General features: G+C 52.6%; 21 protein-coding genes. 3 read left to right on the top strand and 18 right to left on the bottom strand.

Annotated features, from left to right (window positions below):
• Positions 1 to 37 precede the first annotated feature (37 nt).
• Positions 38 to 1,438, top strand: a complete 1,401-nt coding sequence (gene pdxR / locus IRJ17_RS08545; protein ID WP_242774290.1) for a MocR-like pyridoxine biosynthesis transcription factor PdxR — start codon at positions 38 to 40, stop codon at positions 1,436 to 1,438.
• A gap of 523 nt (positions 1,439 to 1,961) precedes the next feature.
• On the opposite strand, the gene IRJ17_RS08540 is transcribed toward pdxR (IRJ17_RS08545), so the two are convergent.
• The 9 genes from IRJ17_RS08540 to pdxR (IRJ17_RS08500) form a co-directional block, all read right to left on the bottom strand.
• A complete protein-coding gene (locus IRJ17_RS08540; RefSeq protein WP_122966389.1) occupies positions 1,962 to 2,516 on the bottom strand; it encodes a glycerol-3-phosphate responsive antiterminator in 555 nt (184 codons plus the stop codon).
• Positions 2,517 to 2,529: 13 nt separating this feature from the next.
• Positions 2,530 to 4,197 (bottom strand): glycerol-3-phosphate dehydrogenase/oxidase, encoded by a 1,668-nt coding sequence (locus tag IRJ17_RS08535; protein WP_173596642.1) that lies wholly within the window; start codon positions 4,195 to 4,197, stop codon positions 2,530 to 2,532.
• Positions 4,198 to 4,352: 155 nt separating this feature from the next.
• The gene (glpK, locus tag IRJ17_RS08530) at positions 4,353 to 5,852 is read right to left on the bottom strand and encodes a glycerol kinase GlpK (RefSeq protein WP_122966391.1); all 1,500 of its coding nucleotides are present in this window, start codon (positions 5,850 to 5,852) and stop codon (positions 4,353 to 4,355) included.
• 104 nt (positions 5,853 to 5,956) lie between these two features.
• A complete protein-coding gene (locus tag IRJ17_RS08525) occupies positions 5,957 to 6,808 on the bottom strand; it encodes an MIP/aquaporin family protein (RefSeq protein WP_122966392.1) in 852 nt (283 codons plus the stop codon).
• Between the two features lie 283 nt (positions 6,809 to 7,091).
• Entirely contained in the window at positions 7,092 to 7,538 is a 447-nt protein-coding gene (locus IRJ17_RS08520) for a YvaD family protein (RefSeq protein ID WP_173596641.1), read from the bottom strand.
• A complete protein-coding gene (locus tag IRJ17_RS08515) occupies positions 7,535 to 7,906 on the bottom strand; it encodes a DMT family transporter (protein WP_173596640.1) in 372 nt (123 codons plus the stop codon). The genes IRJ17_RS08520 and IRJ17_RS08515 overlap by 4 nt, the downstream gene beginning before the upstream one ends.
• A complete protein-coding gene (locus IRJ17_RS08510) occupies positions 7,903 to 8,484 on the bottom strand; it encodes a TetR/AcrR family transcriptional regulator (protein WP_173596639.1) in 582 nt (193 codons plus the stop codon). The genes IRJ17_RS08515 and IRJ17_RS08510 overlap by 4 nt, the downstream gene beginning before the upstream one ends.
• Positions 8,485 to 9,203: 719 nt before the next feature.
• Positions 9,204 to 9,725 (bottom strand): hypothetical protein, encoded by a 522-nt coding sequence (locus IRJ17_RS08505; RefSeq protein ID WP_063231731.1) that lies wholly within the window; start codon positions 9,723 to 9,725, stop codon positions 9,204 to 9,206.
• Between the two features lie 1,135 nt (positions 9,726 to 10,860).
• Positions 10,861 to 12,288 (bottom strand): MocR-like pyridoxine biosynthesis transcription factor PdxR, encoded by a 1,428-nt coding sequence (gene pdxR, locus IRJ17_RS08500; RefSeq protein ID WP_063231729.1) that lies wholly within the window; start codon positions 12,286 to 12,288, stop codon positions 10,861 to 10,863.
• Between the two features lie 114 nt (positions 12,289 to 12,402).
• Here pdxR (IRJ17_RS08500) and IRJ17_RS08495 point away from each other — a divergent pair, with 114 nt between their 5' ends.
• Both IRJ17_RS08495 and IRJ17_RS08490 read left to right on the top strand, forming a co-directional pair.
• The gene (locus IRJ17_RS08495; RefSeq protein ID WP_242774289.1) at positions 12,403 to 12,975 is read left to right on the top strand and encodes a GNAT family N-acetyltransferase; all 573 of its coding nucleotides are present in this window, start codon (positions 12,403 to 12,405) and stop codon (positions 12,973 to 12,975) included.
• 163 nt (positions 12,976 to 13,138) lie between these two features.
• Positions 13,139 to 13,849: a hypothetical protein gene (locus tag IRJ17_RS08490; protein ID WP_242774285.1), complete on the top strand. Its 711-nt coding sequence runs from the start codon at positions 13,139 to 13,141 to the stop codon at positions 13,847 to 13,849.
• 161 nt (positions 13,850 to 14,010) lie between these two features.
• On the opposite strand, the gene IRJ17_RS08485 is transcribed toward IRJ17_RS08490, so the two are convergent.
• From IRJ17_RS08485 to IRJ17_RS08445, 9 genes are all read right to left on the bottom strand, one after another.
• A complete protein-coding gene (locus IRJ17_RS08485; protein WP_415858090.1) occupies positions 14,011 to 15,630 on the bottom strand; it encodes a ribonuclease H-like domain-containing protein in 1,620 nt (539 codons plus the stop codon).
• Entirely contained in the window at positions 15,620 to 17,902 is a 2,283-nt protein-coding gene (locus IRJ17_RS08480; protein WP_217022177.1) for a DEAD/DEAH box helicase, read from the bottom strand. The genes IRJ17_RS08485 and IRJ17_RS08480 overlap by 11 nt, the downstream gene beginning before the upstream one ends.
• A gap of 178 nt (positions 17,903 to 18,080) precedes the next feature.
• Positions 18,081 to 19,451, bottom strand: coding sequence for an alkaline phosphatase (locus tag IRJ17_RS08475; protein WP_217022176.1), 1,371 nt, complete (start codon positions 19,449 to 19,451; stop codon positions 18,081 to 18,083).
• Positions 19,452 to 19,661: 210 nt separating this feature from the next.
• On the bottom strand, positions 19,662 to 20,168 hold the full coding sequence (locus IRJ17_RS08470; protein ID WP_242774282.1) for a DUF4358 domain-containing protein: 507 nt from the start codon (positions 20,166 to 20,168) through the stop codon (positions 19,662 to 19,664).
• 16 nt (positions 20,169 to 20,184) lie between these two features.
• The gene (locus IRJ17_RS08465; protein ID WP_242774279.1) at positions 20,185 to 21,333 is read right to left on the bottom strand and encodes a DHHW family protein; all 1,149 of its coding nucleotides are present in this window, start codon (positions 21,331 to 21,333) and stop codon (positions 20,185 to 20,187) included.
• A gap of 14 nt (positions 21,334 to 21,347) precedes the next feature.
• Entirely contained in the window at positions 21,348 to 22,754 is a 1,407-nt protein-coding gene (locus IRJ17_RS08460; protein ID WP_242774276.1) for an MBOAT family O-acyltransferase, read from the bottom strand.
• Between the two features lie 43 nt (positions 22,755 to 22,797).
• Positions 22,798 to 23,466 carry a GDSL-type esterase/lipase family protein gene (locus IRJ17_RS08455; protein WP_242774273.1) on the bottom strand — a complete coding sequence of 223 codons (669 nt, stop codon included), beginning with the start codon at positions 23,464 to 23,466 and terminating at the stop codon, positions 22,798 to 22,800.
• A gap of 180 nt (positions 23,467 to 23,646) precedes the next feature.
• Entirely contained in the window at positions 23,647 to 25,449 is a 1,803-nt protein-coding gene (locus tag IRJ17_RS08450) for a sensor histidine kinase (RefSeq protein ID WP_217022175.1), read from the bottom strand.
• The gene (locus IRJ17_RS08445; protein WP_242774270.1) at positions 25,446 to 26,123 is read right to left on the bottom strand and encodes a response regulator transcription factor; all 678 of its coding nucleotides are present in this window, start codon (positions 26,121 to 26,123) and stop codon (positions 25,446 to 25,448) included. The genes IRJ17_RS08450 and IRJ17_RS08445 overlap by 4 nt, the downstream gene beginning before the upstream one ends.
• Positions 26,124 to 26,127: the final 4 nt, after the last annotated feature.

Genomic DNA, 26,127 nt, shown 5'->3' with positions numbered 1-26,127 from the left:
TTTGGACAGGACCAGTTGGAAAGGAGGCGCATTCGCCATGCTATGGGTGCCCATCGATCGGGACAAGCCGATTCCTTTGACCCGGCAAATTTATACAGAATTTCGCGACAAAATATTGCGCGGCGACTGGGCAGCCGGCTTCAAGCTGCCTTCCACCCGAAAAATGGCGCAAGAGCTGCGCATTTCCCGAAATGTCGCGATCGAAGCCTACGACCAGCTTTTCGCTGAAGGATATATCGAAAGCAGACAAGGCTCGGGCTATTTTGTCGCCGCAGGCATTTATTTGGAGCAGTTCGCTCGCGGACAGGAACGCTCGCTCCCCTCGGCAGGCGATCAGCCGGAGCACCTCATTGATTTTCGTTCAGGCGTTCCCGCGCTCGAACAATTTCCCCGCAGCTTGTGGGGCAAAACCGTACAACAGGTGTGCCACGGTGCCCCCTTGTCGGCTTTCGGCTACAATCGGCCCGAGGGACGCGCTGAGCTACGCGATGTACTGAGCCGCTATCTGTACCGGACGCGCGGCGTGCAATGCACTCCTGAGCAAATCGTCATGACCTCCGGCGCGACTCAGGCGCTTACTTTGATTGCCAAAGTTTTGCTGAACCGCGAAAGCTGCGTGCTCATCGAAGACCCGATCACCCAGGATATCCAGTCGATCTTCACCTCGACAGGAGCCAGACTTTGTCCGGTTCCCGTTGACGAGTACGGCATGAACATGCACAGTCTGCCTTCGCCACTCGCTGGCAGCAGACCCCGTTTTGCCTTTGTGACGCCATCCCACCAGTTTCCGCTCGGCACTACGCTGACGATCCAGCGGCGAATCCAGCTGATCCAATACGCGCGCTCAGTCGATTGCTACATCGTCGAGGACGATTACGACAGCGAATTTCGCTATGAGAGCCCGCCCATCAGCTCGATCCAGGGGTTGGCCCCCGAGCGGGTAATCTACATCGGCTCCTTCAGCAAAATATTGTCGCCTGGCCTGCGCCTCGGCTACCTTGTCCTGCCGGAAACATTGGTCGAGCGGTATCACAAAGCCAAATGGCTGTCCGACCTGCACACGCCTTCGCTCGAACAGCTCGCTCTCGGTCGCTTCATCGAGGAAGGCCATCTGGAAAAGTACATCAGCAAAATGAAAAAGCTGTACAAAAAACGGCGCCAATGCCTGATAGAGGCGCTGCGCCGCACGTTTTCTGATCGCGCCACCATCTGGGGAGAAGCTGCCGGGCTGCACATCGTCGCTGCTTTTGACGGCATCTCTTTTACATCGGATGTCTTGACTGCACTGGAAGCTGCTGGCGTGCGCGTCTACCCTGTGGAGGAACATGCGATTGGGAAAGGCAGGCATGAAGACAAGATTGTGATTGGGTACGGCAATGTTTCCGAGGACGGCATAGAAGAAGGTGTCCGCAGAATGGGAATCGTTCTCAGCCGTTGACCTGCAACGGACCAAGCCATGCAGCCCCGCATTGAAAAAAGCCAATCTCCCGCTAATGTGGAAGATTGGCTCTTTTTAAGAGAGAAATTACCAATGACGACGGCCGCAGCATTGGGGCGGACAGTTGCGGCAACGGTCAGGACATCTGCGTCTGTGGTTCCAGCCTTGCGAGCTTCCTCCGCCGCGATGATCCCAGCCAGGAGGGCGTTGACCATCCCGCTGCCATGGATAATAGGAAGATTGCCCAGTCGAAGAAGAATACGAGGACTGCCATTGCGAACTTTGATAATTCATGCTGTCGCCTTCTTTCCTCTTGTTTTTGGATGACTATATGTATATATGCCAGAGGAGATAAAGCCGCATAGACAACTATCTTTCCCAGAGGAAAAATCAGGTATCTACCTATGTTTTCTACTACCTTTCCCAGCTGCATGCCTAAGACGTCTGTCGCGCCAAAAGGCAAAAAACCGGAACATTCCCCGCTTGGAATGTCCGGCTTTTTGCTGGATTCGCCCTTGTTATCCTATGATTTTGCCCACAGCTCTCTGCGGGAGGTAGTGACAGAGGTCGCACCTGCCTGCAAAGCCCGATCCACGTCTTCCTTCGTACGGATGAAGCCACCTGCGATGATCGGGATACGGGTCCGCTCCATGATCTCCTCGATCAAATGCGGGATGATCCCCGGCAGCACTTCCACGTAATCCGGTTTCGTCCGCTCCAGCTGCGTAAGGCTGCTGTCCAATGCCATCGTATCGATCAGGAAAAGACGCTGGATGGAAATCAGCCCTTTTTTCTTCGCGGCCAAAACCACACTGTTTCTCGTCGTGATGATTCCGTCAGGCTTCACTTCCTGCGCAAGAAATTCCATCGCATACTCATCCGACTTCAATCCGTCGATGAGGTCGGCGTGAATGAGCAGTTTTTTTCCAAACGCTCTCGCCCGCTTGCCCAAAGGCTTTACTTGCGCTACATGGGCGTTCAGCAAAATAATGCGTTCGTAGCACGTCTCCATCAGCTCGTCAAATTCTTTCAGTGTTCGGGCAGCCGGAAGAATAGGCTGATTAATCTGGTTGGCCAATCAGGAGTCACCCCTATTGAAATGTTTTGGCTAGATGGTATTCCTCGGCAAAAGCTTTCAAGTCCCGGTCTTTTTGCTCTGCGTCCGCATGCAGCTTGTTGGCCAGCTCGTCGGCCACCATCGGGTATATGCTTTCCAATGAATCGCGTTCAAAAAACAGTCGGCCTGTGCGACGGATCAAAAAGTCGCTGACAGTCATGACCATTTCTTCTTCCAGTGCGTAGTGCAGCTCAGCCAAAAGCAGCGCTTCCGCCGCCGACTGTGTCTCGTTGTTGGCAATGTATTCAAGACACGCTGTTACTATTTTTTCGCTATTGCTGCCGAACTTTCCTACAAGAACGCGAATTTGCTCTTCCGAGATGCCAAAATCGCGCACCCGCTCTGCTTGCTTTTTCACATAGGCAGGGATCATTTTCCCGGAGGCGAACTCGCCGCCCGACAGCACGATTGTGTCCGTTTGGCACGGCTTGAACGATCTTCCTTCTTCTGCCGTCAACTGTTTGGCGACTACGTCCACGATGCGCTCTGCCATCTTGCGGAATCCGGTCAGCTTGCCGCCCGCAATCGTAATCAGCCCGCTATTCGAATAAAAAATCTCGTCCTTGCGCGACAGCTCGGAAGGCGATTTGCCATCCTCGTGAATCAGCGGTCGCAGCCCTGCCCAACTGGAGCTGACATCCTGCTCGGTCAGTTTGGCAGTCGGGAACATTTCGTTGGCGGCGCGAAGCACGTACTCCATATCTTCACGCGTCACCGTCGGGCGCTCCAGCACTCCCTGGTAGTTCGTGTCTGTCGTGCCGATATACGTGCTGTTATTCCTTGGAATCGCAAACAGCATGCGTCCGTCCGAGACATCGAAGTAAACGGATTGTTTGAGCGGCAGTCGGTTGTACGGAACAACGAGGTGGACGCCTTTGGTCAGGTGCAGTCTTTTGCCGTACAAGGAACGGTCTTTTTCCCTGAGTTGATCGACCCATGGGCCTGCGGCGTTGACGATTTTTTTCGCGTACAGCTCGTATTCGCTGCCGGACAGCAAATCTTTCGCACGAATGCCTGTCACTTTGCCGTTCTCGTAAATAAACTCGGTTGCCTCCGTGTAGTTTGTGCACAAAGCCCCGTGCGCGCGCGCTGTCTTCATGACTTCGACCGTCAGACGGGCATCGTCGGTGCGGTATTCGAAGTACAGTCCGCCGCCTTTTAAAATATCCGTGCGCAAAAGCGGCTCTGCTTCCATCGTCCGCTGTTTGTTCAGCATGATGCGGCGCTCTTTGCGCTCGACGCCCGCCAACACGTCGTAAATGTACAAGCCGACGGACGTAGCCAGCTTGCCGTACGTCCCTTTTTCCACGATCGGCAAGATCATTTTTTCCGGAATGACGATGTGCGGAGCATTGCGATACAAAATGGCGCGCTCTCTGCCCACCTCGCGCACGAGCTGCACATCGCCCTGCTTCAAGTAACGCAATCCTCCGTGGACGAGCTTGGTCGAACGGCTGCTCGTACCTGCGGCAAAGTCTTGCTTTTCTACCAGTCCTACGGTAAGTCCGCGCGAAGCGGCGTCAAGGGCAATCCCCGCTCCGGTGACGCCTCCTCCGATGATTAAAAGATCGAGGCGCTTGCTCGCCATTTCTTCCAGACATGCCTGACGCGTAAATGATGACAATTTTCGTTGAGCGTTCATCGTTGATCTCATCCTTTCTGACGAAAAAACAAAAAACAGCCAATATCCAAAAGAAGCAACGACATTGTCCATTGCCCTTTTGATACTGGCTGTCTCCACGGTCTCCACAGCAAATGATTAACTTATCTTTACTCTATTCCTCTTTGGCGCAAAAATCAATGCCTAATCTTGTAACCCATCGTCGCCTTGACAGCCTGCTTCCAGCCCTCGTACAACTCCTGGCGTTTTTCCTCGGCCAGATCAGGCACAAACGAACGCTCGACGACTTTGTTGTGCACGATGTCTTCCTTGCTGTTCCAGTAGCCGACAGCAAGCCCTGCCAAGTAAGCAGCACCGAGTGCAGTCGTCTCGTTGACGCGCGGGCGCTCTACTTCTGTCGCCAAAATATCGGACTGGAACTGCATCAGGAAGTTGTTGGCTACCGCTCCGCCATCAACAGCCAGCTTTTGCAGCTTGATCCCGGAATCGGCTTCCATCGCTTCCAGCACGTCACGCGTTTGATACGCCAACGATTCCAGGGCAGCGCGAATCAGATGATCCTCGGTCGTACCGCGAGTCAAACCGAAGATCGCTCCTCTTGCCTCCATGTCCCAGTATGGCGCTCCCAAACCGACGAAGGCCGGAACCATGTATACTCCATCCGTGCTGTCTACTGCCATTGCATGCTTTTCCGAGTCGGATGACTTTTCGATCAGCTTCAGCCCGTCGCGCAGCCATTGAATCGCCGCGCCCGCCACGAAAATGCTGCCTTCCAGCGCATACTCGACTTTGCCGTCTACTCCCCAGGCAATCGTCGTCAACAGCCCGTTTTTCGAAGCAACCGCCTTTTCACCTGTGTTCATCAGCATGAAGCAACCTGTGCCGTACGTATTTTTCGCAGCGCCCTCGGAGAAGCACGCCTGCCCGAACAAGGCAGCCTGCTGATCGCCCGCGATTCCGGCAATCGGGATCTGCACCTGGAACACTTTTTCATCGGTGTAGCCGTACAACTCGCTGGATGGGCAGACGCGCGGCAGCATCGCTTTCGGAACGTGCAGCATGGCGAGCAGCTCGTCGTCCCACTCCAGCGTGTGAATGTTGAACATCAATGTGCGCGAAGCATTGGAATAGTCGGTCACGTGCACGTTGCCGTTTGTCAGCTTCCAGATCAGCCACGTATCGATCGTGCCGAACAGCAGGTCGCCGCGCTCTGCTTTTTCTCTCGCACCTTCCACGTGTTCGAGCATCCACGCTACTTTTGTTCCAGAAAAATACGCGTCGATCAACAGTCCGGTTTTTTCCCGCACGGTTTGCTCGTAACCTTGCTCCTTGAGCTGGTTGCAAATATCGATGGTCTGTCTGCTCTGCCAAACAATCGCATTGTAGATCGGCTTTCCGGTGTGACGATCCCAGACAACGGTCGTTTCCCGCTGGTTCGTGATCCCGATGCCCGCGATTTGCTCCGGCTTCACGTGATTTTCCAACAATACCGCTTTCAATACTTCCAATTGCGACTCCCAAATTTCCTCCGCGTTGTGCTCCACCCAACCCGGCTTCGGATAAATTTGCGTGAACTCTTTCTGGGCAACCCCGATGATTGCACCGGATTTATCGAATAAAATAGCGCGAGAGCTTGTCGTTCCTTGGTCGAGCGAAAGCATATATTTGTTGTCCATAGCGGCTATTCCTCCTTATAATAGAAGCATCGGATCTTTTCTATTTAGCTACAGGCAGGGTATTTTCCCTGCTTCTTTTTTTATGGGTGAAAACTTCTATATCGTCAATGCGATTGGGAACGCGCCCGGTCTGTCACCAGACGTTCTTTGCCAGTCGCACTTGCTGCATTCGATTTTTTGCTGGCAGCGCCTACGGCTATGGCGATGACCATAAATACAGCCAAGCCTACAACCCCTGTCAAGCTGTGATCAGTGAACGTCCATTTGTAAAAGAACGCGCCGCCCACTGCTCCGATGATCGGACCGACAACCGGAATCCACGCATATCCCCAGTTGGAATGACCTTTGCCATGAATCGGCAGCAGGGCGTGCGCGATGCGCGGCCCCAGGTCGCGGGCAGGGTTGATCGCGTAACCAGTCGTTCCGCCGAGAGACAAGCCGATTGCCACGATGAGGAAACCGACGACAAACGGATTCAATCCTTCTGCAAATTTATTCGCTCCAATCGCCAGAAGACCAAGCACGAGGAAGAAAGTACCTAAAATTTCGCTAAACAAGTTGGCTACTGTGTTTGGAATCGCTGGACCTGTGGCAAAAATCCCCAATTTGGCTGCTGCGTCATCTGTTTCGCGCCAATGCGGGTAGTAAAAAATCCAGACGAAAGTCGCTCCCATAAATGCCCCGATCAGTTGCGCGATGACGTAGCCCGGCACCTGCTCCCACGGAAATTGACCGATGCTGGCCAGTGCGATCGTAAGCGCCGGATTGAGATGCGCGCCGCTAATGCTGCCTACGGCGTAAGCACCGCATGCGACTGCAAGACCCCAGCCGAGCGTGATGACAATCCAGCCTCCATTTTGCGAGTATGCCTTTTTCAAGCTTTGGCCGGCGCATACACCTGCCCCCAAAATGATCAGGATCATCGTCCCGATCAACTCTCCTACGTAAACAGACATGTCCCTTACCCCCTTATTTGGAAAACACCTTGTTCCAAGAGACTGCACATCGCGTCGCGGGCAACCCAATTTCGAAGCGCTTACATTTCGCCCAACTCCTTTGCGTCGTTTATGGAGAAAACAAAAAAGCCAATACTCGCAAAAATGCAGGGCGCTGCCCTCTTTTTGCAAATATTAGCTGATCTCCCAATCTCCACAGCACTATTAACTTATGTCCTACTATATAGTGGACATATAAAATCTGTCAAGAATCCGTTTTCTTTTCAATCGCAGCTTTTTTGGTTCATGGCTGGCTTTGCGCTTCGCACTGCGGCTTGCAGCCTTTTCGCCCCACGCTTTCCGCCCTTAGAAAGCCCGGCAGAAAAAACAGGGGATAGATCAGCAAAAACAAGTTCGGCAACCACCACGACCAGTCGAAGTCAGCCTTGAACGCCCAAAAGGCGATCGCCTGCAAGCCGGAGCACGATGTGAGCACGAGCGAAACGATGGCGAGCGGCTTCCAGCTGTCGCTCCCCCTCCGGTAGCTGTAGAGGCTCGCGAACCCCGTGAGCGAAACCAGCATATCCAGAGGAAAAAAGGACAAGTTCCACGCCACTAGGTTCGGATCGCGATAATCCTGGTACATGTACTCCGCAGGCAACAGCCCGAAAAACACAATCGCCCAGTAGACGATGAAAGCCACATCCGTCAGCCAGAAAAACCAGAACAGCTTGGGCTTCGCTCTGCTCATTTAGCCGTCAATCCTCCGTCCTGCTGCGCTTTTGCAGGCTCTTGGGCATGTGCGCCGTCACCGAGATTCAGCAGGACGCAGCCCGCAATAATCAACCCGACCGCCACCATCTTTTTCACGGTAAAGGCATCCTTGAAGATGATGACACCGATCAGGGCAATAATCGCCGTGCCCAGCCCGGACCAGATCGCATAGGCAGTGCCCACCTCCATCTCTTTGAGCGCGAGGCTCAACGAGGAAAAGCACAGCACGTAAAAAACAAACATCAACACAGTAGGGATCGGCTTGCTCAGCCCTTCCGACAGCTTCATGGAAGTCGTTCCCGCTACCTCCAGCAAAATCGCCAGCAGCAAATACACCCAACTCATTCTCCCTGATCCCCTTTCTCCGCTGACGAAGCCAGCACACCGCCGAGCAAAATATCGATAATCGCGTCCAACGCTTCCGCGATTGTCATCTGGTAGCTGGCTGACAATTGTTGGTCAATCAACTGTTCGAGCGCACCTGTGTACATCAAAATCAGGATGGGCAGCTGAACGCGGCGGAACACGCCTGCCTCGATGCCTTGCTCCAAAAGCACGCGGACATGCTCCCACTCTTCTTGGTAAACCTCTTCAATCATTTGCCACTGCGCAGGATAATAGCGCTTCAACTCGTACCAGACGCGCAAGTCCGTCCTGGAAAATCCGCCCGGCACCAAAGCCAGCAGCTCGCGCATTTTTTCCTGCAAACCGAGGTTTGGATCGTACAAAATCCGGTCTTCTTCGGCCTTCAATTCCTCGATGCTATCCGCAATGATCCTCTCGATGAGCGCTTCCTTGGAGGGAAAACTTGCGTACAGCGTCTTTGTGCTGATTCCCGCCCGGCGAGCCAAATCGGCCATCGTAAAACGGATGCCTCTCGTTTCGATTTCCTGCTGGGCGCATTGTAAAATTCGCTCTTGCATGTTCAGGAAAGCTCCTCTCGAAAACTCAGGAAAATATTTTGTTTTCTATATTTTCCTGTGACTACAACAAGTAGCATACTTGCCTGCTTCCTTGTTGTCAACTTGTCAACTGTCGCCAAACCACGCCTGGCACAAAGCGGCAATTCCCGATCGAAATGAACTGTCACAGAAAAACATTCCAAATTTCCTACGAAAATGCGCTCTAGCTATTGCTTGAACACTAAGCAAATGATCGAGAGAAGTCTGAACTGATCCGCTAAGTGTAAAGAGTCTTACGAGAAGGCTTACTAAAACACATGTCTCCATTAGCCTAGGAACATATCAACTTCCTTAGAGAGTATGGTTTTGATCCGAAAGAAGTTACTACCTTAGAAACATTGAGACCATTGAACATTCGTATTTTGCAGCTCCCTCATGCGCTAGAAGACTGGAAAAACAAAAAACGCACAGGTACCTAAAGAGGTTTTCGCCCCTAGAACTGTACGCCATAACTGCACTATTGAATTTCCACTTAAAGATGGATCTAAACAGCTCATTACAATGCGCATATTTCGCTGTTTTATTAGTTGGGGTAGTACCAGCGTCGCTGACACCACCCTCAACTTCATCGATTAAACCGGAAATTTGCTACATTTTGATCGAGCCAGGCTTGCATACCACCGTAAAACTTCCAAGCTTAACACTAGAGTCAACTAGAAAAAAAAGTTATTAACGATTCATTACTTATATAGGTAATCATAGTCGACTACAGTACTATAAGTAGTGTCACCTAATTTGACTCTATCAACATCACCACTCCAAGTAGTCACCGGCCCATAAAATTTTCCGTATTTATTCTGCGTTACAGTAAACTTTACAGGACCACGCTCAGATCGATCCCGAATTTCAGTACCAAAATCACTATCGTAAATCGAAGTGAGTACTGCAATACCAGCCATGTACGGCCCCACAGTTGGAATTAAGCCCATGAGATATTCAGCAGCTGCCTCTGCATAGCCTGTATCGTAATTTTTTGCAAATTTACGCGCTTGTGGGGCCATCAAATAAAACTCATAATCTGTTTGCGACCAGTTAGCCTGACTCCATTGAGATTTATGATATATTTGCCTTTTTACTACTACACCAACAACATCTCCTTTTGCTGCTTGAGCAACATTTGAAGAAGCGCCGAATCCTGCAACCCCCACTAACATTAGAGCAAAAGTCATTACCATCGCTAAAAGTCTTTTCATTTTCAACATTTTTACAGTCCCTTCAATTAATTTAGTTTCGAAACAAAAAAGTTGTCATTCCTCCCCTTTCCCGGCAGAAATTAACCTCTTTTTTGTTGCAGTAAAAGGGACTTTTGTTGTTTAATTAAAAGGATGTAGCCCTTTTTCACAACAAGAAAGGGGTTCACGCTAAGCCGCTACCAAGGGTGACTCGCCAAAGTTCTACTTGGTACGGCTTTTTTCTACATTTCTACAGAAATAATTGTAATTCCTTCTAATTTTATCCTTTTTAGTTAATTTTTTGTATTATTTTTATATTTTTAACAATACACATATAATTTTCCATATAAATAAAAAAATGTAAGAGCAAATTAAAATACTCTTACATTTTTTGTCTCCGTTATTCTTTTAAACTTTTTTTATCCTGAAAAATCCAGTTACCCAATGAGTTACTATGTGAACTATTATGGAGATTAAATATATCTTAAGAAAACTATACTCTTTTAACCATTCAATATTTTGACTATACGCAAGAATAAAAAGAATTATCAGACATAATATTGAAGCGCACAAACTAATTAGATATCTTCTTTTCATATGGTTAGACATTAAAGCATACCCCCATAAAATTACTTTTAAGCTTTTGTAAATTCATTAAAAATTACAATTCCCGACTTTACCCTATCACTTAATTTATATCTCCAAAAAAGTGCTATTTCGATGGCGTTGATAAGCGCGTTCTACATTAGTGAGAGGCTTCTCTTTTAATTAGCCTTCAGAACGTTTTTTAAGCCATTCATTTACTAATTGAGGGCCAAACAAGTTTTACGTGCCGACAGTCTATAAACTGGCATACCTTGTTAAATGTACCTCGTCAGTGTTGCTTTAGAAATTCCCAAATAGTCCATGACCTCATTTGATTTGAGATACTTTTTTTCAATCATTTGCTATTTCATTTCCCCCTCCACGCCAAAGGGTTTTACATACACAAAAGGATTAAATTGGTATTGATTTAATTTTATGTGAAGGCTCAGTAAAAATCAACAAAGATCATAAACAATCAATCATTACCTCATTTTCACTCAACTCGTACCTGACGCGCAAATCCGTCCTGGAAAATCTGCCCGGCTGGCCAAATCGACCATCGTATCCCGCTTGCTTGTTGTCAACTGTCGCCAAACCACGCCTGGCACAAAGCTGCAATTCCCGGTTCGATCTGGTCGAGGGCAATGCCTGAGAAGCCGAGGAAAAATTCTTTGGGCATGTCCGCAGGCGGCTTGAGCCATGTAAAAGCCGCAGAAGACGCCCGCACTCCCGCCTGAATCGCCAGCCGTTTCAGCTCTTCTTCCGACCGCTCGCTGTAGACGCGCAGCAATACGTGGAATCCGGCATCTGCTCCGATCACAGCAGCCCGCTCGCCAAAATGCTTCTGAACGGCTGCCAGCAGGGCATCGTGCTTTTTCCGGTACAGGCTGCGCATTTTGCGGACGTGCTTTTCCAGATGGCCGTTTTGCATGAATGCTTCCATCGCGCGTTGATGCAGCCGCGACGCTGACTGCTCCAGCAAAGTGTCGCGCAGCAAGGTGTAGTAGACATCCAGCAAGGAGCTTGGCAAAACGATGTACCAGATGCCGAGCGCAGGCGCCATGACTTGCGCGAAGCCGCCCATGTAGATGACATTATTTTGCGGCAACAGCCCTTGCAGCGCAGGAATCGGCCTGCCGTGGTAGCGAAACTCGCCGTCGTAGTCGTCTTCGATGATGTACCCGTTGACGTTTTGCGCCCACTCCAACAGCTGCAACCGCTTGGAGACAGGCATGATCATCCCGCGCGGATATTGGTGCGAGGGAGAAACGACGGCGAGCCGCACCTGCGACTCGTACAGCTCGGAAACATCGATCCCGTCCTCCGTGAGTGAAATCGGCACCGTCTCATATCCATGCTGGCGGAATGTATTGGCATAGAGCAGGTAGCCCGGATTTTCCACGCCGATGCGCTCCAACTGCGGCTTGAGCATCAGACAGATGAGCGAAAGCAGCCCGAACTGATCGGCTCCAACGACGATTTGATCCGGCGAACAGGTTACTCCGCGATACCTGTGCAAATAATCGGCGATTTGCCGACGCAGCCCCGGCTCGCCCTGCGGATCTCCATAGAACAAATCTTCTTCCCGCGCCGGGCACAGTAGTTGATTGTACAATCGGCGCCAGAGCGTGTACGGAAAAAGAGAAAAATCGTTTTGCGACATATGAAAATCGTATTGGTAGTTTCGTGCATCACGCACAGTCGGTCGGTTCCATCCTAAGTGTTCATGCTGCCTTTTTTCTTTTGGCGAAAATTCGGGATCGGGCAGCTTTTCCACGAAGTAGCCGCTGCGCGGTCTGCTCTGAATGAATCCTTCGGCAAGCAACTGCTGGTAGGCCATTTCTACAGGTGTCGTGCTCAGGCCAAGCGAATCTGCCAGCTTGCGGACGGAAGGAAGGCGAACTTTTTCCGCCAGTCTGCCCGCAATGATTTCGTTTTTGATATACGTGTACAGCTGCACATATTGCGGCTCGTTTGTCGCTTCGTTCCATTTGGGTGTCAACAGCAGCATCGTGTATGCTCCCTCATCTGTCCTTTTGTTTTTTAGCAAACTGTGCATTTTCAAGTATACACTTGTCCACTATGCTGTTAAAAAGCGAATCTGGCAAGGAGGACAGCAAACATGTCTACTCATAACGAATACAGCGCCCCCGTCCGTTTTCTGGTGGGAAAACGCGTCTATCTCCGCCCTCTTGGACAGGACGATGTGGACTTTTACTATCATTCGCTCTACAGCAGCGATACACGCAAATTGACAGGCACGCAAAAGCACTTTACCCGCGAGCAAATCGAGCAATATTTTGAGAGCAAAAGGCACGATTCTACCAGCGTGCTGCTTGCGATCGCCTTGTGCGAAAACGATGAGGTGATTGGCGACGTTCAGCTCGGCGATATCGATCCTTTCAACCGCAACGCCTACATTCGCATTGCCATCCATCAACCCGCCTACCAGAGCAAAGGCTACGGCAGTGAGGCGCTGCTGTTGATGCTCGACTACGGGTTTGGCATTCTCAACCTGCACCGGATCGAGCTGAACGTATTCGCCTACAATGACCGGGCGATCCACACTTATGAAAAGCTCGGCTTCCAGCGCGAAGGCGTGCAGCGTCAAGCGCTCTATTACAACCACGCTTATCACGATTCGATCCTGATGTCCATGCTGGCTGAGGAGTATCGGGGGAGATATGTTAAATAAAACGGCAAGACCCTCCAATCAGAGGGTCTGTTTTTCATTAAACGGTCATGAGCGTTTTTTAGCGGCTGTTTTGTTTTGTGCAGGATTCATCTACTTGCTGTTGAAACGTGAAAAGATCGTAAATATTATAAAATCAAGCGTATCTGGCAGAAAAGGAGCTTTTATGAAAAGGAACTTCCTTGTCTCTATCTTTTTGACGCTGCTTCTTCTGACTCAACTGAGCGGATGCAGCAACGAAGCAGCCTCTTTTCAACAAACCGACAGCGCTGTGACGGAAGTGGGGGAAGCACTAACCTTTGTCTTTGACTCAAAAGAATATGATTTACCCGTCAATCAAATTCAAGGGCTGCAAAATTATTTGAACGAGTACACCCCCGAAGAGCAGAAGATTGAAATGGAACGAATCGTGGTTGAGCCATTCTGGTCTGGAAAAAATGGATTGCTTGCCGATGTGGCCTACGCCTGCGGCACCAAATTATGCAGTCATGTTCTGGTCCACCTGCAAGACGACCATGTCAAAAGTCTTCCGTTAGACCCTTCCAGCATCTTTCAGCAAGCGATTTTATCGCCTGACGAAAAGTACGCAGCGATCCTCCTTGGCAGAAATGAGGGGAATGAAGTGATTCGGCATCATCTGTCGATCATCGATTTGATGAAGCTGGAGCTGCTTCCGATCCACAATGCCGAGGAAAAGCTGCGGCCGCTGCTATCACCGGAGTCTTTTGAGCTGCCCATCACGGATTTGGCATGGGTCGACGCGCACACGCTGGAAATATCGGTACCAGTGCTGACTGATTCTTCGTACGAATCGGTCGCCAAATGGTTCAAGGAAGACGGGCCAGTAACGAAGCTTCGTTTTGACATAGAAGACTGAGAAAATGCCTCACCCGGTTTGGGAAGGAGGCTGTTTTTTTATCGGAAAGCTACACTTTTTAGCTAATGCTTCTGCTGATCCAATAGCTGCTGTTTTACCCAGTAGCTACTGCTTACCGATAGCTGCTGCTTTCCCGACAGAGCCTACCATTATTGCGCTATTTACATTTCTTCCTGCTCATCCGACCAATCCAAAAACCCGGACAAAAGGCTCTCCTGCTCCACCGCATTTCCCTGCATTTTCGCTTGCAGGCGGTGGATCCGTTTTTGGTAGGCGGCTGCTTCTGCTTGGGTACGGTTTCGCAGCAAGGTGCCCCGCTTTTTCCACTGCTCGTAAGCTTGCCGCGTATAGCGCAATGCTTTTTCCGCATCGCCCAGTTGATGCTCGCACAGCTTCGCCGCCTCGATGTACACCTCTTCCGGGACGTAGCCGGACGACGCTATGCACGCTTCCCAGACCGTCAACGCTTGCTGCCAGTTCTTTTGCTTTTTGTACAAATGGCCGATGGCGAGCTTGGCCCGGTTGCTCCAGACATGGTCGCTATCCGCAACCAGGCGGTAGCCCGCCATGGCCGCTTCCTGGTCCCCCAGTGCATCGTACCATCTGGCAATTTCAAATCGTTCCGCAACAGAAATGTCGTTGCCCGGCTGATCTGTCAACAGCCGGGTCATGTGAATGTACAGCGTGATCAGCGAAAGAACGTCTGTCTCGTTGTGCCGCAGCACCCCTTCGATCACGTCAGGGTCTTGCGAATGCAAAAAGTCAAAGTACCGTACAGGAGCCAAAAAGCCTGGCAAATCATCTTCGCGAAAAACGTCCAGCTTTTCCTGCTCGATGATTCCCAAGCGACACGATTCCAGCTCAGCCTTCCACAGCCTTCTGGCTCCGTGCAGCAAGTCGAGATGACCGAACGTCGGCAAGGCGGGAACCTGATCGCGCACCAGCGTATGCCTCGTCCGCACCTGCGGCCAGTCAAACGATTTCCCGTTGAACGTCACCAGATGCGAAGACTTTTGCGCCTGTTCGAGAAACGACTGGTACAGAGTCGCTTCCGCATACGGAGCCGGAAGGAAATGCTGGCGGACAATAACTTCTTCCCCTTCCAGACGACTGTAACCAAGCAAAAAGACGGCATTCCCGGCGCCGCCGGACAGCCCGGTTGTCTCCGTATCAAAAAACAGCAACTCGTCCGCTTTTTTGCCCGCTGCGGACAATGGATGCTCTCTGCCGGAAGCTTCCCAGATAGCGATTGCCTCGTTCAACTGGGAAAAAGTGTACGCCCCGTGGCGTTGCCCGATCGGATAGCGAACCTCGCGAATCATGACATGCTCGTCTTCCCAAAAGTAGGGGAACGCCTGCATTCTGCTCCATTTGTCTGCAAAAGGAATCGGCAGTTTCCCTGCTTGTGCGGGAATGGCAGAAAGTGATTCTGAGTCAGCGGGACTTGATGCGGTAACTTCTTCCTCTGCGGACATCTTAGTCGTTTTTGGTGCTCTGGCTGATTCTTCGGTCGTTTCGAACGCTCCAGCTACTTCAGCCGATGCCTTAGCCGCAACGGACACTCTGGTTGCCTCTGCTGACACCTCGGCTGTTTCGAGCACTCCGTCTGCTTTGGCCGACACCTCGGCTGTTTCGAGCACTCCGTCTGCTTTGGCCGCCAATCCCGCAGCCGACTGCCCCTGCGCTTCCTCAGCTGCCCTCGCTGCGGCGGACGACGCCCTTTTTTCCGAATCCAGCGCCATATGTCCCTTCATCCGTTGCAGCTTGGATTTAAGAGACATATGTGCTTCCTCCCTGAGCGATGCGCAGCAAGGTCATCGCCAGCTCCTTGCTGCCGTCATCAGTCGCCCCTACGCAGGAAGGACAGCCGGATGTACACGGACAAAAGCTGATCAGCTGCTGCGCCTGCGTGAGAATCGTCTCCATTTCCTTGTACACTTGCTCGGATAGCCCGATGCCGCCCGGATAGCGGTCGTACAGGAAAATCGTCGGCTCTTGAGAATGCACAGCCTTGCGCTGGGGAATCACATGCAAGTCCATCGGGTCACACATGACAAAAAGTGGCGCTACGTGCTGCAATACGTGGGCCAGTCCAACCAGCCCCCGCTCCACGTCCTCCGTCCCGATCTCTGCAAGCAGCGAGTCGGAAAAACCGATCCACGCTGCGTTCGTGTGCAGCTCCTCCTCAGGCAAATGAATCGGCCCCGAACCGATATTTTCATGCGTCTCAAACTTGATTTTCTTGAAAATCGTCGCCATGGCGTGCACCGAGACTTCGCCGTAGGCAACGACACTCTGCCCGTGGTGGCGCGTCTGGTCCTGCTCCAGCACTTTCAGCTGCACCGCCAGATTGGCGTCTGTATAATAGTCGACCTGCACTTCCCGGACGTACGCTTTCTTTTCCTCGTAGTCCAGCTTTTCCACCTGGTACTGCGTTCCCTGGTGCAAATAAATCGCTTCGTCATGCAAAAGCGTCATCGAGCTGAACCGGTCCATTTCCCCGATGACCCGCTCGTTGCCGCGTTCGCTAATATCGATGATGACCACGTTTTCCTGGGATGCCGAGCGCAGACTGATGTTGTGTGCTGGGAATGAATCGTTCATCCAGAACCATTTGCCGCGAGAGTAGTGCAGCACTTGCTCCTCAGTCAAAAATTCCAGCACTTCCGTGATTTCCGCGCGACCGAACGTATCCCCTTTGCTAAAAGGCAGCTCGTACGCCGCGCATTTCAGATGATCGACCAAAATAATCAGGTTGTCAGGGTTGATCCGTGCCGTCTCCGGACTCCGATCGAAAAAATACTCGGGGTGGGCGATCACGTATTGATCCAGCGGAGTCGAGCTGCCGACCATAATGACCGCCGACTCTCCTTGCCGTCTGCCTGCCCGTCCCGCCTGCTGCCACGTACTCGCCACCGAGCCTGGATACCCGGTAATGACGCACGCCTGGAGCTGCCCGATGTCCACCCCAAGCTCCAGCGCATTCGTGCTAACAACTCCCATGATGTCGCCATTGCGCAGGCCGCGCTCAATCTCCCTGCGCTGACTAGGCAAATAGCCGCCGCGATATCCTTGAATCGTTTTCGGGCCGAGCTTGCGCTTGATCAGCTCCTGCAAATACGTCAGCAAAATTTCCACCCGGACACGGCTGCGCGCAAACAAAATCGTCTGGATGCCATTGGTCAAAAACTGCTCGGTAATATCCCGCGCCTCCAATGTGGCGCTTCGCCGGATGTTCAGCTGACGGTTGACCACTGGCGGATTGTAGAACACAAAATGCTTGATTCCCGACGGCGCGCCGTTGTTATCGACCAGCTCTACCTGCTCCTCTGTCAACGCTTCCGCCAGCTCTCGCGGATTGGCGATCGTAGCCGACGTGCAGATGAATTGCGGCGTGCTGCCGTAAAAGGCGCAAATCCGTTTCAGGCGGCGAATCACGTTGGCGACGTGGCTTCCAAAGACGCCGCGGTATGTATGCAGTTCGTCGATGACGATGTATTTCAAATGCTCGAAAAAAGAAACCCATTTGGTGTGATGGGGCAAAATGGCTGAATGCAGCATGTCCGGGTTGGTGATGACGATGTTGCCCGCTTTGCGCACCATTTGCCGGATGTTGGCAGGAGTGTCGCCATCGTACGTCTCCGACTTGATGGCCAGCCCCATTTCGCCAATCAGCTCGTGCAGCTCCGCTTTCTGGTCCTGGGCGAGCGCTTTGGTCGGAAACAGGTAAAGCGCGCGGGCTTGTGTGTCTTCGGCCAGCGTCTGCAAAATCGGCAGATGGTAGCACATGCTTTTCCCCGATGCAGTCGGCGTGACAGCCACGATATGCTTGCCTCCGCGCACATGGCGAAACGACGTCTCCTGGTGCGTGTACAAAGAACTGATCCCTCTTCGCGTCAGCGCATCCTGAATACGCGCATCCATCTCCTGCGGAAACGGAACCGCTTTGGCCTCGCGTGCCGGAATCACCCGCCAGTGGGCGATATTGTCCCGAAAACGCTCGTCTGTTTTCAACTGCTCCAAAATACTTGCCATATCTTTTTTCATCTTCACCAGGCTCACCTTCTTGCCCTTATTCTACGAATGGACGTTCGGGATGTAAACCCCTATAGCTGTTTTGGCCGAAGCGACTTTCGCGAGAAACATGCAGGCAGGACGGGATGCTCTCCCCCTTGGCCCGCGCAAAAGAAAAAGCTGCCAGATAAGCCTGGCAGCTTCTGTTCTTGCATCCTTATTTCTTCGCCTTGCCGAGAATCTCGAAAATGACTTCGGCGTTGTGCGTATTGTCGATCAGTCCGGCAAATTGCTCTTTGCCTGGGCCGTAAGCGTATACGTTGACATCTTCTCCCGTATGTCCGCCTGTTGTCCAGCCAGTGAAGGTGCGCTTGTCAAAAATCGCTTCGATGGCGTTGTCGATATCCACCTGCTTTTTGGTGGCAGCCGCTTTGTTCACGGAAGCAATTTCTTCCGGAGTCAGTTGCAAATCAATGTACTTTTTCAGCGTTTCTTCTACGTTTGCGCCTTTGGCGATTTCGGCAGAAATGAAATCTGGGGTGCGCTTCGCCGCTTTGATCGGTCCTACCAGGAAGTTGTACTCCTCTTTCGCCCCTACAGACAAGCCGCCTGTGGAGTGGTCTGCCGTTGCGACAACCAGTGTGTTGCCGTCTTTTTTCGCGAAATCGATCGCTGCTTTGAACGCTTTTTCAAAGTCTTCCATCTCGCTCATCGCGGCAACGATGTCGTTGTCGTGACCAGCCCAGTCAATCTGGCTTCCTTCTACCATCAGGAAGAAGCCGTCCTTGTTTTTGTTCAGTCGCTCGATTGCCGCTTTCGTCATGTCCTCCAGCGAAGGAGACTTCTCCGTGCGGTCGATCATTTTGTCCATTCCGCCTGTTGCGAACAAGCCGAGAATTTTGTCATTTTTGTCGCTCAAAAGCTCTTGTTTGGTCGTGACGTAGCTGTAGCCGTCTTTCTTAAACTCTTCCGTCAAGTTGCGATCTTTGCGTACAAAGTTGTTCAGACCGCCGCCGAGCAACACGTCGACGGAATGCTTGCCGTCGATTCGCAGATCGTAGTAGTCGTTTGCGATCGCGTCCATGTTTTTGCGGCTCTCATCGTGCGCACCAAAAGCCGCAGGGGTCGCATGCGTAATCTCCGAGGTAGCTACCAGTCCAGTAGATTTCCCTACTTTTTTGGCCCGTTCCAGCACCGTCTCTACTTCCGATTTGTCGTTGTCGACCGCAATCGCGTTGTTGTACGTCTTCACGCCGGAAGACATGGCAGTCGCCGCAGAAGCCGAGTCGGTGATGTTTTGCTTTTCGTCCTCGGCATAAGTCATTTGCGCCCCGACCAAATATTTGTCAAACTCGGTCGGCTCCATCACAGTAGTCTTCGGGTCGTCTTTCATGTAGCGGTAAGCAGTTGTATAGGACGTACCCATGCCGTCACCGATCAGGAAGATAATGTTTTTAACTTGGGCGTTGCCCGCTTTATTTTCTGCCGCCTTGACCAGACCGGGAGTGCCGCCAAACAGCGCCGTCGTCAGGGCCAGAGAAGAGATGACAGCTACTGGGACAAGCTTTTTCGGGAATGTACGAAACATTTTGTACCTCCTGCAAATAGGAATGTTCATAAGCATGTCACCAATCATAGTCTTCTTCTATTGAGATAGGACGGGCTTTGTGTAAAGAAATGTAAGGGATTGGTAAAGGCTGCGTTAACAAATGGGTAGCGCCTGGCCTTGGCGAAAACGCCGCTGTTGTCCAGTCTGTCGGCAGACCCACGGCTTCCCGCGCCCCTTTTTATGCGTGGTCTACGGCAGCGAAAAAGCCTCCTCGAATGCCCGCTCGACCTGCCCGGACTCCCGGGAGACGGCGAACAGCGCGAATCTGTCTTTTGTTTTCCACACATGCTCTTCCACGAGAGTCGCCTCGTCCGGACGATAGTCTCTGAATTTGACCAGTTGCGCCTCGATGCGTTTTTGCACGTTTTCCTTGATCGCCCCGAGATCAGCCGCGTCCTTCACCTGCAAGACGAGAATTTCGTCTGCCCGCACATTCGACTGTGACGTTAGCAGCATAAAGCCCTCGACCTCCTCTGGCGCGATGTGGTAAAGCTTTTGCAGCTTGGCCGCATCGCCTTGCTTCAACTCGGATACGTTCACGGCTTGGCTGATATGTTCGGCGATTTCCTCTATCGTCGGGGCAGCTTCCTCGCGCTCCGCATCGGAGCATCCGGCAGTTGCCATCACCAGCGCGGCGCAGGCAAACAGTGCCGCCAGCCACTTCCGGGCGCCTTTGCCCCAGATCAAACTTGTCATTGCTTTTCCCTCCCGTTTATTGCCCTTGTCCTGCCAAAGCGAGGATGGACGGATCTTCCGCAAACGTCTGCACATTGTAGAGCAGCAGCATGTCGCTGTACTGCTGCTCGCGGGCGAGCCGGGAAACATCTCCCTCGTAATAGCGCAGGTCGACGACGGCGATTTCCGCAAAGTGCGGCACGAGAAACGGCAGCAGGCTGTTGGCATACGAGTCTTTGACGACGAGCAGCTTCCTTTTCGCCTGATTGTCCGAGCGAATGTGGAGCAGGCCGTGGTTGCCGCCGAGAAAGACGGCGTACTTGTCTTTGCGCTTGAGCTGATCCAGCTCGTACAACGAATGGGACTGCCGCTGTTCGTCCACGAACTCGACGCTGTACGTTTGCGCCGCGCGCGGAACATACAGTTCGATGCTGTCCGGCTGCACATGTCTGTAGCCGCTTTTGGAATAGAGCGAGCCGTAAAACGCGTCCGACCCTGTCTCTATCCGAAAGTCTTCCTCGTCCTGCGGTTCCAGGCCCATTTGCCTTGCCAACGTCTGGTAGGCATAAAAAGCGCCCTTCGTCGTCCAGTGATGGTCTGTCTTGTAAAAAATCGCCTGTTTTCGCTGCGCAGTCAGCGCCGGATACACATCTACAAACGCAATTCTTTCGTCCAGAAGCTGCCTGATCTCGTCCCGATAGGCAAGCTCTCCGCTGCCAGAGACGTAAGGCGGCAGCTTGTCGGTCAGCACGCTTTGCGCTGTCGGGACGAGCATCACGTATGTGCGCAGGCTGGGCACTGCATCAGCAAACGCCTGGATCGCCGCGGCTTTCGCCTCTGCGTCGCCGGGCGCGGGCGGCGTGAATTTTTGCAGCAAAAATCCGTCCCGCCCCAGGTAAACGCCATGCCGCTCCACTTTGCCCAGCGCGCTCTCCACTTCCGAGCGCAGCCCGACCCAAAACTCACGGGCCGCAAACTGGTCGGCGACGTACTTCTCCACCTCGGTCGCGAGCTTTCCTGTGACCAGACTGTGCACGGAAAACGCCGGGAGCTGCTTCAAGCTGCGATTTTCCGCTTCGGAAAACGACTGGTCGGGCGCGAGCAAGTTCCAGCCGAGAATCCCGCCGGTAAAAACGACCAATAGCAGGGCGACCAGAGGCCCTTCCCACGGATTGGCTTTGTTCACAATCACCACATCCTTCAAAAACGAAAATATAAGAAAGGATTGTACGTCTCATCGACCAAAAAAGCCGTAGACAGCAGCAACAGCCCGACATGCACAGCCGCCGCCACAGCCCCGCCCAGCAAGTGCCGCCTGTCTCTGAGCAGCGCTGCTGCCTTTTCTGGAAGCGGCGTCGAGCAAATTGCCAGCACAAGCAGCAAGAGCCAACTCGTCGACCAGTAGTAGAGCGCCTGGTCGTCCATGAAGCCTTGTCCCGCAAAGCCGAACATCGCCCGCAGGAACTGCCAGGCCACAGGCAGGCTCGCGCATTCGAAAAATACCCAGCCGATCAGCACGACCACAAGCGTGTAGACGTGCCCGACAGCGGCATGCGCCTTTTGCAGCAAGCGCAGGAGCAGCCATTTTTCCAGGATGATGAACAGCCCGAAATACAACCCCCAGATGACAAAGTTCCAGCTTGCTCCATGCCAAAGTCCGGTCAAAAACCAGACGGCCAGCAAATTCGCAGACTGCCGCAACAGCCCCGCGCGGTTGCCGCCAAGCGGAATGTACACGTACTCCCGGAACCAGCTCCCTAGCGAAATGTGCCATCTTCGCCAAAACTCCGAAATGCTTTTGGACATGTACGGATAGCGAAAGTTTTCCATAAAGTCAAAGCCGAACATTTTCCCCAGTCCGCGCGCCATATCCGAGTAGCCGCTGAAGTCAAAGTAAATCTGGAAGGCAAAGGCGACGATGCCGAGCCAGGCGAGAAAAGTCGTCAGCTCGTCGGGCGGCGTCACTTTCACGTCAGACCACAACAGCCCGATGTTATTGGCGAGCAGCACTTTTTTCGCCAGTCCTCTGACCAACAGCGCTGCCCCTTCGCCGAATTGCCCGAATGTCACCGTGCGGGCGACAAGCTGCCTGGCGATATCGCCGTATTGAATGATCGGTCCCGCCACGAGCTGCGGAAACATCGCCACGTACAGCCCGAAGGACAGCATGTTTTTTTGCGCGGCTACCTTGCCCCGGTACACGTCCACGATGTAGGACATTGTCTGAAACGTATAAAAGGAAATACCGACAGGCAGCGGCAGCTCTGGCACAGACAACGAAAGCCCCAGCCACTGGTTGAGGTTGTCTGCGACAAACCCGGCGTACTTGAAAAACCCGAGCACCCCCAAGCTCCCGGCGAGCGAGAACAAGAGAATCGCCCTGGCTACTCCCCTTCGCTCCCTGAACTTGTCGAGCAATAAACCATTGGCATAATCAAACGCCGTGGAAGCGAGCATGAGAAACACGTACACAGGCTCGCCCCACGCGTAAAACACCAGGCTTGCCACGAACAACACCGCATTTTTCAGCCGCGCAGGCGCTATATAATAAAGCAGCAATGTAAGCGGCAAAAAGTAAAAGAAAAACAACAGACTGCTAAAAACCAACGCTCGTTCCCTCCCTGCCCGCAACGCTCGGCAGACGCGCCTGTCAGTTCAGGCGGTCTTTCAAGTAATCGAGCAGCAGCCTGTAGTATTTGCCCTTGAAGTGAATCCCGTCTGTATCGTACAAGTCTTCGTTGCCAGCAACCAGCGGAGACACGTCGACGAACTCCACGCCGTACTTGGCCGCCAGCTCCTGCAACCCTTTGTTGTACGCTGCAATGTTGCGATAGCGCGGCTCCTGTTTCTCTGCCTCCGCCGTTACGGGAGTCACGGACAAGATCGTCAGCTTCGCCTGGGGCAGCTTTTCCTTGAGACTGTCGATCAGCTTGGCGTAATGCTTGTACGAATAGCTCACGGGATCGTCTGTCGGCCAGAGGATGTCATCTGATCCCAATTGGATGAAAATACGCTCAGGCTTGCGCTTGGCGATCTCCTCGACATCCTCCAGCGCAAATTCAGCCGTTTTGCCTGCCCCTGCCGCTACATTCGCCTCATCCAAAACATCGTGGAAGGACAAGCCTTCCGTGATCGAATCGCCGAGAAATACGCTTGTTTGAAACAACGACCGATACGTCGGCTCCGCTGTCTGCCCTGCGGCTGTTCCCGCGCTTCCTCGCTCGGCAGGCTTGGGCTGCTCTGCCTGTTGATTTCCGCATGCGGCAAGCGACAACCCGATGCTCCCTGCCAGCAACATGACCAAAGCTTGTTTTTTCATGATTCTCTCCCTCTCTTTTTGAAAATGACGCGCAATGCGCAATGCAATGCTTGCCTTGTCTACCCAAAGAGCGTACAGGGCCGAGATCAAGATCAGATGCAGAACAAATCGACGCGGCGTAAAAAATGGATAAAAACGACCAGAACAAAAAAGCGCAGAAACGTGTTCTGCGCTTGAATGCTATTCGTTTTTCGGGAGCAGGAAGAAAAACTCGACGCCTTCCTCCGTATTGCACACGCCGAACGGCACGTCATGCAGCTCCAATATTTTTTTGCAAATAGCCAGCCCGAGTCCGGTTCCTCCCGTGGAACGCTGGCGGGACGGCTCTCCGCGGTAAAAGCGATCCCAGATTTTTTCCAGTTGTTCCTCGGGAATACGGCTGCCTTTGTTTTCGATGCTGACCCGTGCCATCCTGCCCTCGTCGCGGATGGACACGACGACGACTTCCCCTTCCGGCGTATAGCGAATGGCATTGGTCAAAAAATTGACGACGACTTGCTCGATGCGCAGTTGATTGGCGACTGCCACAACAGGCACAAGCTGTTTGTGCAGATGCAGTTGTTTGCCCTCGATGTCCGGGCGCAGCTTGTCGCAAACCTGCTCGATCACCTCGTGCAGCGCAAACGGCTCCCGCTGCATCTTGTACGTTCCTGATTCGTACTTCGCCAGTTCCAGCATGTCGATGATCAGCAAGTCCATCCTGTTCACTTCTTTTTCCATCGCCTCGAAGTAGTAGTCTTTTTTATGGCTCGCGACCCCGTCCTTGACGATTGACAAACAGCTCTGGATTACCGACAATGGCGTTTTCAGCTCATGCGATACGCCTGCGATAAATTCCTTGCGCGTATGCTCCAGCTGCTTTTCTTTTTCGATATCCTGTTGAAGCTGCTCGATGTAGGCGTGCAGCCGCTCCGAGAGCTGGTTGATGCTGCGCGAGAGGTCGCCGATCTCGTCATGGGAGACGACGGGAATTTTCTCGGAGAAATCAAGGCTGGCCATCTTTTTCGTCGTCTGGTTGATCGCAAGCAGCGGACGGGCAATTTGCTTCGAATAGTAGAAGGAACTGAGCAGAATGAGCAGGAGCACAAACAGGATGAGATACACGTAGTAATCCTCGATCATGCTGATCGCCTCATCCACAGGCTGCAACGATGTCATGGCAAAAAGGTAAATCGGCTGCTCGTTCGCGTATTGCACAGGCTGGACGAACAATTGGTACGAGATCGCGTTTTCTGCGACCTGATACGTCAGCGGCCCTGCTGGCTTCGCCTTTTCCGGATTCACCAGCAAGTCCGCCTGAAACTGCTTGATCCGGTCGACAAAGGCCGGATTGCTGTACAAAAAGCGCGGCGTTTCCCCCTGGTCCGGGAGGTGCGCCTGCGTGATGGTCCCGTAGAGCAGCCTATTTGGAAATTCTTCGCTCTTCTCGGCTGGATTGGGGTTTTTCGAGATGATCTCGTGCTCTTTTTTCACAAAATATTTATTCTCGAACCAGACTTTGTCGTACTCCACTTCGAGCCGATACGGAACCAGCTCCTCGCCGCTCTGAAACACATCGATGGCGACCATCTCGCCCGGACGCAGGAAGCGGCTACGCTGGTACAGGTCTTCTGCGTTCAAGAGGCCGTACAGCGGAAGGACCAATGTCCGATTGGCAAAAGGGTTGCCCTTTTCCGGGAACAGCCTGACTTCGACGGAAAAATCGGCCGCATCGCGAATGTTGCCGAGCTGATCGAGCGTGGTGACCCATGTGTTGTGCTGGCGGTAAAACTGTTGCTCCAGTTGCCGGACAGCTTCGAGATCGTTGCGCTTTTGGGCGTACTCCTGCTCAAACGCCTGCAAGCTTGCCTGCACGTCCGCGACTTTTTGGTTGATGTAAAACTGCTTGAAAAAAACGGTCTGTCCCACGTAAATCACGGCGAGGATCAGGACGCACAAAGCAGTCGTCCAGATGAACAGCTTGGTGACAACACTGCTTTTCATGCCCGCTCCTCGAACTTGTACCCGGACCGGACAACGGTGACGATACAGGACGCCTTCTCTTCCAGCTTGGCGCGCAAATTGCGAATGTGGCTGTTCACGGTGCGATCGTCTCCGGCAAAGTCGTACCCCCATATTTTCGTAATCAACTGCTCCCGGGACACAATCATGCCTTTATGCTTCAGCAAATAAGCGAGGATTTCAAACTCCGTGTGCGTCAAATCAACCTGCTTCTCCCCGATTGCCACTGTGCGCGAAGAAAAGTCGATCGTGATGCCGCTGCCAGACAGGCGCTCGCCCGCCGGAGCCAAAAAAGCCTCTCTCTCCAGCAGCCGTTTGGCCCGCGCCAGCAAAACAGGCGGGCTGTACGGTTTGGTGACGTAATCGTCAGCGCCCAGCTCAAACCCGAAGAGCGTGTCATCCTCGTCAGCGCGAGCCGTCAGCATAATAATCGGCACACGGGATATTTTGCGGATGCGCTGGCAGACCGACCAGCCGTCCAGCTCCGGCAGCATGATGTCCAAAATTATCAGGTGGACGTCGTGCGTCTGAAACAGCGCCAGCGCTTCTTTGCCGTCTGCCGCTTCCAGCACCGCATAGCCTTCGTTTTCGAAGTAATCCTTCATGATTTCCCGCAAAATCGGTTCGTCTTCGACTATCAGGATGTTTTTGTTCATGTCT

Source organism: Brevibacillus parabrevis (assembly GCF_022701015.1).
GTDB classification, from domain to species: domain Bacteria; phylum Bacillota; class Bacilli; order Brevibacillales; family Brevibacillaceae; genus Brevibacillus; species Brevibacillus parabrevis.
The sequence above is the reverse complement of the archived record's forward strand: the minus strand, read 5'-3'. Positions and strand labels throughout refer to the sequence as shown.